Origin of the sequence: Rhodococcus sp. 7Tela_A2 (assembly GCF_049311045.1) — a bacterium.
GTDB lineage: Bacteria > Actinomycetota > Actinomycetes > Mycobacteriales > Mycobacteriaceae > Rhodococcus.
On record NZ_JAXION010000043.1, the window covers coordinates 23,370 to 31,411 of the forward strand.

Consider the following 8,042-nt stretch of genomic DNA (forward strand, 5'->3'; position numbering starts at 1 on the left):
CCGCCACCGTGGCCCGGTGCCGCGCTCGGTCCGACGACCGGGTGCGGCACCGGGCCACAGGCGTTTCACATGCCGTGTGAGATCACGACGCGTCGAACGAGCGTGCCTTCAGCGACCGGACGATCCCGGCGCGGCCCTCGACGATGAGCCGGCGCAGCGCCGGCGGATGCTCCCCGGCGAGGAAGTCGTCGGCCGCTGCCACCGCATCCTCGGTGACGGCCCACGACGGGTACAGACCCACCACTACCGTCTGCGCGACCTCGCTCGAGCGCCGCCCCCACACCTGCGGAACCTCGGCGAAGTACCGTGCGACATACGGTGCGAGCAAGTCGCTCTGACCCAGCGGCGCGAACCCGCCGATGACGGCTCGGGCGGTGACGTTGGGGACGGTGTCGTCGTGCACGACGGTCTCCCAGACCTGTTCCTTCACTTCCGCCTGTGGCCGGGCGGCGCGTGCCGCAGCTGCCTGGCGGGCGCCTGCCGCAGTGGCGTCGCGGCGGGCCTCCGCGTCGATGAACGGCGACTCGACCCCGTCACTGTCGATCTCGCCCGCCGCGGCGAGCGCGTGGACGATGCGCCAGCGCAGGTCCGTGTCGACGACGAGTCCGTCCAGTCCCACCGACGCCGGGTCTGCGTCGAGCAGTTCGGTCAGTACTTCGGTGTGCCACGGCGACAGTTGCGCGCTGCTCAGCGCATTGACGAACGCGAGCTGGTGATCCGATCCCGCCTCGGCCTCGCGGGCAAGCTCGAGCAGCCGGTTCGCGAAGTCGGGCCAGCCTCGCTCGTTCGCCCACGACGGCTCCGAGTAGCTTGCCAGTGCGGTGGCCGCTTGCATCAGCAGACGCTGCACGACGCCCACTTCGGTTTCGGCGGCGATGCCGCGCTGCACGAGTGCGACGAAGTCCCGAGCCTTCAGTTCCGCCTGCCGGGTCATCTCCCACGCAGCCGACCACACGAGGGTGCGCGGCAACGAGTCGGTGATGTCGCCGATGCGCTCGAGGACCGTCGAGAGCGACTCGTCGTCGAGGCGCACCGAGCAGTACGTCAGGTCGTCGTCGTTGACGAGCACGAACTTGCCGCGGGGCACTCCCACCAGTTCGGGGACGTCGGTGCGCTCGGCCGCGTCGACATCGATCTCGACGCGGTGGGTCCGGACGAGCTTGCCCGAGCCGTCGTCGTCGTACACACCGATCGCCAGACGATGGACCCGCAGTTCACCGGCGCCGGGCAGGGCGCCTTCCTGAACCACCGCGAAGCGGGTGAACGTGCCGTCGGCGGCGACCTCGAAATCGGGTCGCATGATGTTCAGCCCGGTGGTCTTGAGCCACTGCGCTCCCCACCCGGACAGGTCGCGTCCGGAGGACTTCTCGAGAGCAGCGAGCAGGTCGTCGAAAGTGGCGTTGCCGTACGCGTGCTCGCGGAAGTAGTCGCGCAGCCCCGCGAGGAACGGTTCCTGCCCCACATAGGCGACGAGTTGCTTGAGCACCGACGCGCCCTTGGCGTAGGTGATGCCGTCGAAGTTGACCTCCACGGCGGCGAGGTCGGGGATGTCCGCGGCGATCGGATGCGTGGACGGCAGCTGATCCTGCCGGTACGCCCACGACTTCTCGACGTTCGCGAAGGTCGTCCACGCGTTGGTGTACTCGGTTGCCGACGCCTGGCACAGCACCGACGCGAAAGTCGCGAAGGACTCGTTGAGCCACAGGTCGTCCCACCACCGCATGGTGACGAGGTCGCCGAACCACATGTGTGCCATCTCGTGCAGCACCGTCTCGGCGCGGCGTTCGTACGAGTACCGGGTCACCTTGGAGCGGAAGACGTAATCCTCGAGGAATGTCACCGCCCCCGCGTTCTCCATTGCGCCGGCGTTGAACTCGGGCACGAACAGCTGGTCGTACTTGCCGAACGCGTACGGCACACCGAAGTTGTCGTGGTAGAAACCGAAACCCTGCTTGGTTTCGGCGAAGAGGCGGTCGGCATCCATGTGTTCCGCGAGCGACGCGCGGCAGTAGAGGCCCAGCGGGATGGTGCCGTGCGCGTCGCTGTACTCGTCCGTCCACTGCGCGTACGGACCGGCGATCAGCGCGACGAGGTAGGTGCTCATGCGCGGTGTCGTCCGGAAGATGTGCTGCCCCGGTTGCGCGGCCGCCGTCTGCACCTCCGCACCGTTGGAGATGACCTTCCAGCTCTCGGGCGCGGTCACGGAGACGTCGAACGTCGCCTTGAGATCGGGCTGATCGAAGCACGCGAACATCCGCTTCGCGTCGGCGGTCTCGAACTGGGAGTAGAGGTACACCGCGTCGTCGGTGGGGTCGACGAATCGGTGCAGACCCTCGCCGGTGTTGGTGTAGAGGCACTCGGCGTCGACGACGAGTTCGTTCCGTGCCGCCAGGCCCGTCAGGGCGATCCCGGTGTCCTCGGTGTAGCCGGACACGTCGACCGGGGCGCCGTTGAGGGTGGCCGAGGTGACCGATTTCGCGATGAGGTCGATGAACGTCGACGCACCTTCGGTCGCGTCGAAGCGCACGGTGGTGAGAGAGCGGAACGTCGTGGTGCCGGGTGCTCCGGCTCCGTCCGTCAGATCGAGCTCGATGCTGTAGTTGTCGACGGACAACACGGCGGCGCGCTCGGCGGCCTGCTCGCGGGTGAGATTGGGTGGTGCCACAGAAGAGCTCCTTTTCACGACGGGATGTCGGCAGGCATCCATCCCATCATGATCGGGGTAGCGCCATGGTCGGGACGTCGGAACGTCGCCCGTGCGGACAGGGCGGGGAAGAATACGGCCCGACAGACTGTTGGACGGCGTATCGCGGCAACCGCCGGGTTCGGACCATCCTGAGGAGACCTTCGTGAGCGACTCGACCACCCCCACCGGCAAGGACACCGCCGATTTCTGGTTCGACCCGCTGTGCCCGTGGTGCTGGGTGACCTCACGCTGGATTCTCGAGGTCACGAAGGTGCGCGACATCGAGGCACGCTTCCACGTGATGAGCCTGGCAGTGCTCAACGAGGGCCGCGATCTCCCGGAGGAGTACGCCGAACGCATGAAGGACGCATGGGGTCCCGTGCGTGTCGCCATCGCCGCGGCACAGAAGTACGGCGACGACATCCTCTCGCCGCTCTACACCGCGATGGGCACCCGGATCCACAACGAGGGCAACGAGAACCTCGACGACGTCGTCGCCGGCGCGCTCGCGGAACTCGACCTCGATCCGTCGCTGGCCGACGCCGCGACCAGCACCGAGTACGACACGGCGCTGCGTGCGAGTCACGCCGCGGGAATGGACGCCGTGGGCCAGGACGTGGGAACGCCGACCATTCACGTCAACGGCATCGCGTTCTTCGGACCGGTGTTGTCGAAGATTCCGCGCGGTGAAGAAGCCGGCACCGTGTGGGACGGCGTCGTCGCACTCGCGTCGTACCCGCACTTCTTCGAGCTCAAGCGCAGCCGCAACGAGGACCCGACGTTCGACTGAGGTCCGAGCCTGCCCGGTGCTTCGGACGCGAGACGCGTTCGAAGCACCGGGCGCGGCGTCTTCGGGCACATCCGGGCAGGGCGTCGGTCCGCACACCGGGGACTCGTTAGACTCTGCTCATGCGCGTGTACCTGGGAGCCGACCATGCCGGTTTCGAACGTAAGAATCAGATCATCGAACACCTGACCGCGAACGGCCACGAGGCGATCGACTGCGGCGCCTTCGAGTACGACGCTCAGGACGACTACCCGGCGTTCTGCATCGAGGCCGCCCGTCGCACCGTTGCGGACGAGGGAAGCCTCGGACTGGTGCTCGGTGGCAGCGGGAACGGCGAGCAGATCGCGGCGAACAAGGTCCCGGGCGCGCGGTGCGCGCTGGCGTGGAGCGTCGAGACCGCCACCCTCGCCCGCGAACACAACAATGCTCAGCTGATCGGCATCGGCGGCCGGATGCACACGCTCGAGGAAACCCTCGCGATCGTGGATGCCTTCCTCGCGGCCGAGTGGTCGAACGAGGAACGTCACCAGCGTCGCATCGACATTCTTGCCGAGTACGAGAAGACCGGTGTGGCTCCGGCCGTGCCGGGCACATCGAACTGACCTGTGCCCGAAGGACATATCCTGCACCGGCTCGCCCGGTTGCACACCGAGTGGTATTCGGGTGCGCCGGTGCGGGTGTCCAGTCCCCAGGGACGCTTCGAGGACGGTGCCCGGGCAGTCGACGGGCGGGTCCTCGTCCACGTCGACGCGTGGGGCAAGCATCTGTTCCATCATTACGACGGTGGCCTCGCGGTGCATGTCCACCTCGGTATCTACGGAGCCTTCACCGACACGGAGTTGCCGCTGGGCGAACCGGTGGGGCAGGTCCGCATGCGGATGATCGGTGCTCGTCACGGCAGCGACCTGCGCGGTCCTGCGGCGTGCGAGGTGCTCACCGAGGGTGAGGTCGACGCGATCGAGGCGCGCCTCGGACCGGATCCGCTGCGTCCGGACGCCGACGCGGAGCGGGTGTGGACACGAATGAGCCGCTCCCGCAGCCCGATCGGCTCGCTGCTGATGGATCAATCCGTGATCGCCGGGGTCGGCAACGTCTATCGCGCGGAAGTGTTGTTCCGCCACAACATTCATCCCGGTCGGCCCGGACGCGATCTCACACGCGACGAATTCGATGCGCTGTGGAGCGATCTCGTCGAACTCATGGAAGTGGGGGCGCAGCGCGGGCGAATGCACGTCGTCCGCACCGAACACGACGACGGGATGCCCTCCTATGCGAAGGACCGTCCCCGCACGTACGTGTACCGCCGTACCGGTGAGCCCTGTCGTGTGTGCGGGACCCCGGTGCTGCACAAGGTGATGGGTGCGCGGAACCTCTTCTGGTGCCCGACGTGTCAGCCGGACTGACCAGCGGCCGGGGCGACGCGGGGATCGCGGGCCTAGCCGACGACAGCGTCGACTCCGATGCGTAGGCATTCGTCGAACACGTCCCGATCCGGCACCGCGACGGGATCGACGGTGACCCCGATCCCGCATCCCGCCCGGTACGACATGAGTGTCGCGTTGAACGCGGCGCCGTGCGTCGGGCCGAAACCGTAATACCGCTCGACTTTCGCGCCACCGATGTAGAGCGGCGCGCTCGACCCGGGGAGCGTGGCGGTCAGTACGTCGTGCGCGCCGAAGAGCGCCTCGCTGTTCGACAGTGTGGTCACCGGTTCTCCGCGCAATCCCCGGCCATCCGCGGGACGTGAGTCCGCGCCGTCGGTAAAACTGGTGCGATCCGTCTCGATCCGGCGCATCAGTTCTTCCGGGTTCGAAGCACTGTCGAGCAACTCGACCGTGACGGGGTGGCTCGTGGACACCGGAATTGCGGCGCGCAGGTTGTCGGCCTTACGCCCCTGGCGGTGCCGGTATGCAGCGCACGCGAGGAGCATCGCGGCCGCGAAGCCGCTCTCGAGCCCGCAGTTCGCCCGGTCGGTCGCGACACGAAGGTCGGCGAGGGGAACGTCGACCACATGAAGCCGGTACGGGAAGTGCCGGTGGGGGGAGTGATCGGATGCCGTGCGCCCATCCGGGGTGTCTGCGGGTTCTCCCAGAAGAGTCTTCACGACGGAAGTCGCAGTCCGGGTCAGTCCGCGTGTGGCCGAGCGTGCCCACGACCGGACGGGATCGCTTGTGTCGTCGTCGGGGGCCGCCAGGTGATGCAACCGGATCACCAGGGCAGAGCGGCCGCCCGTCAGTCCGTCGAGCAGGGTCAGCCCCCACAGAGGGTGTCGCACGGCCGGTGCCGGGGGAGCGGTGCGCGCGAAGTCGAGTACGTCGGCGAATGTGGCATGTGGGGGCAGGGACACCCGGTCGAGGTGCCACGGCGGATCGGAATCGGGGTCGCCGGCCCATCGCGGAGCTTCGAGCCCGAACGGCACGTCGACGACCCGGTGCCGGAAGGCGGGCGACTCGTGATTTCCCGGTGCCAGCATGCCGGTGACGCGATCCCAGTCCGGAACGGCGTCGAGCGCGACGACCGCCACGACCACGGAACGCGGCACGGGAACGGTGGTTCCGTCGCGGTCGGGTCGGTCGGTCACAGTGGGGACGCTCTCACACGATCCGGCCCGCGACACCGATCTTGGGTGGCGCATTGCGGATTCGAGTCGAAACGGTGATCCGACCTCACGGGCGCGCAGACCGGGACGGAAACGACAAAACGTCCGCCCCCCCGGGGGGGGGGGGGCGGGTGGCCCGGGGGGGGCGCGCCAGGTTTGCCCTGGAGGGGATGACGGGAATCGAACCCGCGTAGCCAGTTTGGAAGACTGGGGCTCTACCATTGAGCTACATCCCCGTTGCCGTTGCTTTCACCGTTTTCGCGGTGTCCGCTCCGTGCAGGATGAGACTGTACCGAACCTCGCTTTGGATTTCATAATCGGGGGGCCGTAGGATTCTGCTGCGGGTCCCCAGGGATGCTCTAGGGGTAGCCGGTGACGGGATGTGGCGCAGCTTGGTAGCGCATCCGCTTTGGGAGCGGAGGGTCGCAGGTTCGAATCCTGTCATCCCGACCAGATCGAACGGCGTCAGCGCGCTCAGTAGTGACACGAACGACCGACCAGACAGCACGACAGAAGGAGCATGTCCCGTGAAGAGCACCGTCGAGCAGCTGAGCCCGACGCGAGTCCGTATCAACGTTGAGGTGCCCTTCGAGGAACTCCAGCCTGATTTCGACCGCGCCTTCCAGTCCCTCGCAGGACAGGTGCGCATCCCGGGCTTCCGTCCGGGCAAGGCGCCCCGCAAGATCCTCGAGGCCCGTGTCGGACGCGGCGCCGTGCTCGAGCAGGTCGTCAACGACGCCATCCAGTCCCGCTACAACGAGGCTGTGACCAGCAACGAGGTCAAGGTCCTGGGCCAGCCCGAGATCGACGTGACCAAGCTCGAGGACAACGTGGAGCTCGTCTTCAACGCCGAGGTCGACGTGCGTCCCGAGATCACCCTGCCGGACTTCTCCGAGATCGCCGTCACCGTCGATCCCGTCGAGATCACCGACGAGGACATCGAGGAGCAGCTGCTGTCGCTGCGTCAGCGCTTCGGCACCCTCAAGGGGGTCGAACGTCCCGTGCAGAACGGCGACTTCGTCTCCATCGACCTGTCGGCGACCGTCGACGGTGAAGAGGTCACCGAGGCCGCCACCGAGGGTCTGTCCCACGAGGTCGGTTCCGGACAGCTCATCGACGGACTCGACGACGCGATCATCGGCACCTCCGCCGGTGAGTCGAAGGACTTCAACTCCACCCTCCTGGCGGGCGAGTTCGCCGGCAAGGAAGCGGTCGTCACCGTCAAGGTGAACTCGGTCAAGGAGCGCGAGCTCCCCGAGGCCGACGACGACTTCGCGCAGCTCGCGAGCGAGTTCGACACCATCGACGAGCTGACCGCCGACCTGCGTGAGCGCGTCGAGCGCGTCAAGAAGGTCGAGCAGGCCGGCCAGATCCGCGACAAGGTCCTCGAGGTTCTGCTCGACACCGTCGAGATCCCGCTCCCCGACGCGGTCGTCCAGGCCGAGGTCGACAGCGCGGTCCACGACGCGATCCACGAGCTCGATCACGACGAAGCCCAGCTCGACAAGCTGCTCGAGGCTCAGGGTTCGAGCCGTGAGGAGTTCGACAAGGAGGCTCGCGAGTCGGCCGAGCGTTCCGTGAAGACCCAGCTGCTGCTGGACGCGATCGCCGAGGCAGAGGGCACCACCGTCGAGCAGCAGGAGCTGACCGAGCGGATCTTCTTCCAGGCGCAGCGCTACGGAATCCCGCCCGAGCAGTTCATCCAGCAGATCAGCCAGGCCAACCAGCTCGGCGCGGTGTTCGCCGACGTGCGTCGCGGCAAGGCGCTCGGCTCGGTGGTCGATCGCGTGACCGTCACCGACACCACCGGTGCGTCGGTCGACACGAGCGAGCTGTTCGGCACCAAGAAGGACGACGCGGATGCCGAGGATTCGGCTGCCGAGAGCACCGAGGATTCGGCCTCCGAGTAGTCGGGTTTTTTACGCGTTGTGCGAAGACGGGGGGGGGGGGGGGGGGGGGGGGGGGGCGCG

The 8,042-nt window shown here is 67.5% G+C and carries 6 protein-coding genes and 2 tRNA genes; 5 read left to right on the plus strand and 3 right to left on the minus strand.

From position 1 onward, the window contains the following. Positions 1-82 precede the first annotated feature (82 nt). Positions 83-2,665 carry an aminopeptidase N gene (gene pepN / locus TVH25_RS10450; RefSeq protein WP_169620469.1) on the minus strand — a complete coding sequence of 861 codons (2,583 nt, stop codon included), beginning with the start codon at positions 2,663-2,665 and terminating at the stop codon, positions 83-85. Between the two features lie 184 nt (positions 2,666-2,849). On the opposite strand from pepN, the gene TVH25_RS10455 reads away from it, so the two are divergent. The 3 genes from TVH25_RS10455 to TVH25_RS10465 all read left to right on the plus strand — a co-directional run bounded on the left by TVH25_RS10455 (position 2,850) and on the right by TVH25_RS10465 (position 4,876). Continuing rightward, positions 2,850-3,476: a DsbA family protein gene (locus tag TVH25_RS10455; protein ID WP_169620470.1), complete on the plus strand. Its 627-nt coding sequence runs from the start codon at positions 2,850-2,852 to the stop codon at positions 3,474-3,476. 119 nt (positions 3,477-3,595) lie between these two features. Next, positions 3,596-4,075 (plus strand): ribose-5-phosphate isomerase, encoded by a 480-nt coding sequence (locus tag TVH25_RS10460; RefSeq protein ID WP_169653216.1) that lies wholly within the window; start codon positions 3,596-3,598, stop codon positions 4,073-4,075. A gap of 3 nt (positions 4,076-4,078) precedes the next feature. Further along, a complete protein-coding gene (locus TVH25_RS10465; protein WP_169653217.1) occupies positions 4,079-4,876 on the plus strand; it encodes an Fpg/Nei family DNA glycosylase in 798 nt (265 codons plus the stop codon). Positions 4,877-4,908: 32 nt separating this feature from the next. Here TVH25_RS10465 and TVH25_RS10470 read toward each other — a convergent pair whose 3' ends face one another. Next, the gene (locus tag TVH25_RS10470) at positions 4,909-6,054 is read right to left on the minus strand and encodes a wax ester/triacylglycerol synthase domain-containing protein (RefSeq protein ID WP_422424062.1); all 1,146 of its coding nucleotides are present in this window, start codon (positions 6,052-6,054) and stop codon (positions 4,909-4,911) included. A gap of 180 nt (positions 6,055-6,234) precedes the next feature. Continuing rightward, positions 6,235-6,308: transfer RNA gene (locus TVH25_RS10475), tRNA-Gly, on the minus strand. A 140-nt stretch (positions 6,309-6,448) separates the two neighbouring features. Between TVH25_RS10475 and TVH25_RS10480 the strand changes: the two genes are divergently transcribed. Both TVH25_RS10480 and tig read left to right on the plus strand, forming a co-directional pair. Then, positions 6,449-6,525 (plus strand) — tRNA-Pro (locus TVH25_RS10480). A 74-nt stretch (positions 6,526-6,599) separates the two neighbouring features. Beyond that, positions 6,600-7,982, plus strand: a complete 1,383-nt coding sequence (tig, locus tag TVH25_RS10485; protein WP_169620474.1) for a trigger factor — start codon at positions 6,600-6,602, stop codon at positions 7,980-7,982. Positions 7,983-8,042 lie beyond the last annotated feature (60 nt).

Bases quoted from the DNA above. Each gene is read 5' to 3' on its own strand.
- TVH25_RS10460 (WP_169653216.1), top strand. From the start codon at position 3,596: ATGCGCGTGTACCTGGGAGCCGACCATGCCGGTTTCGAACGTAAGAAT.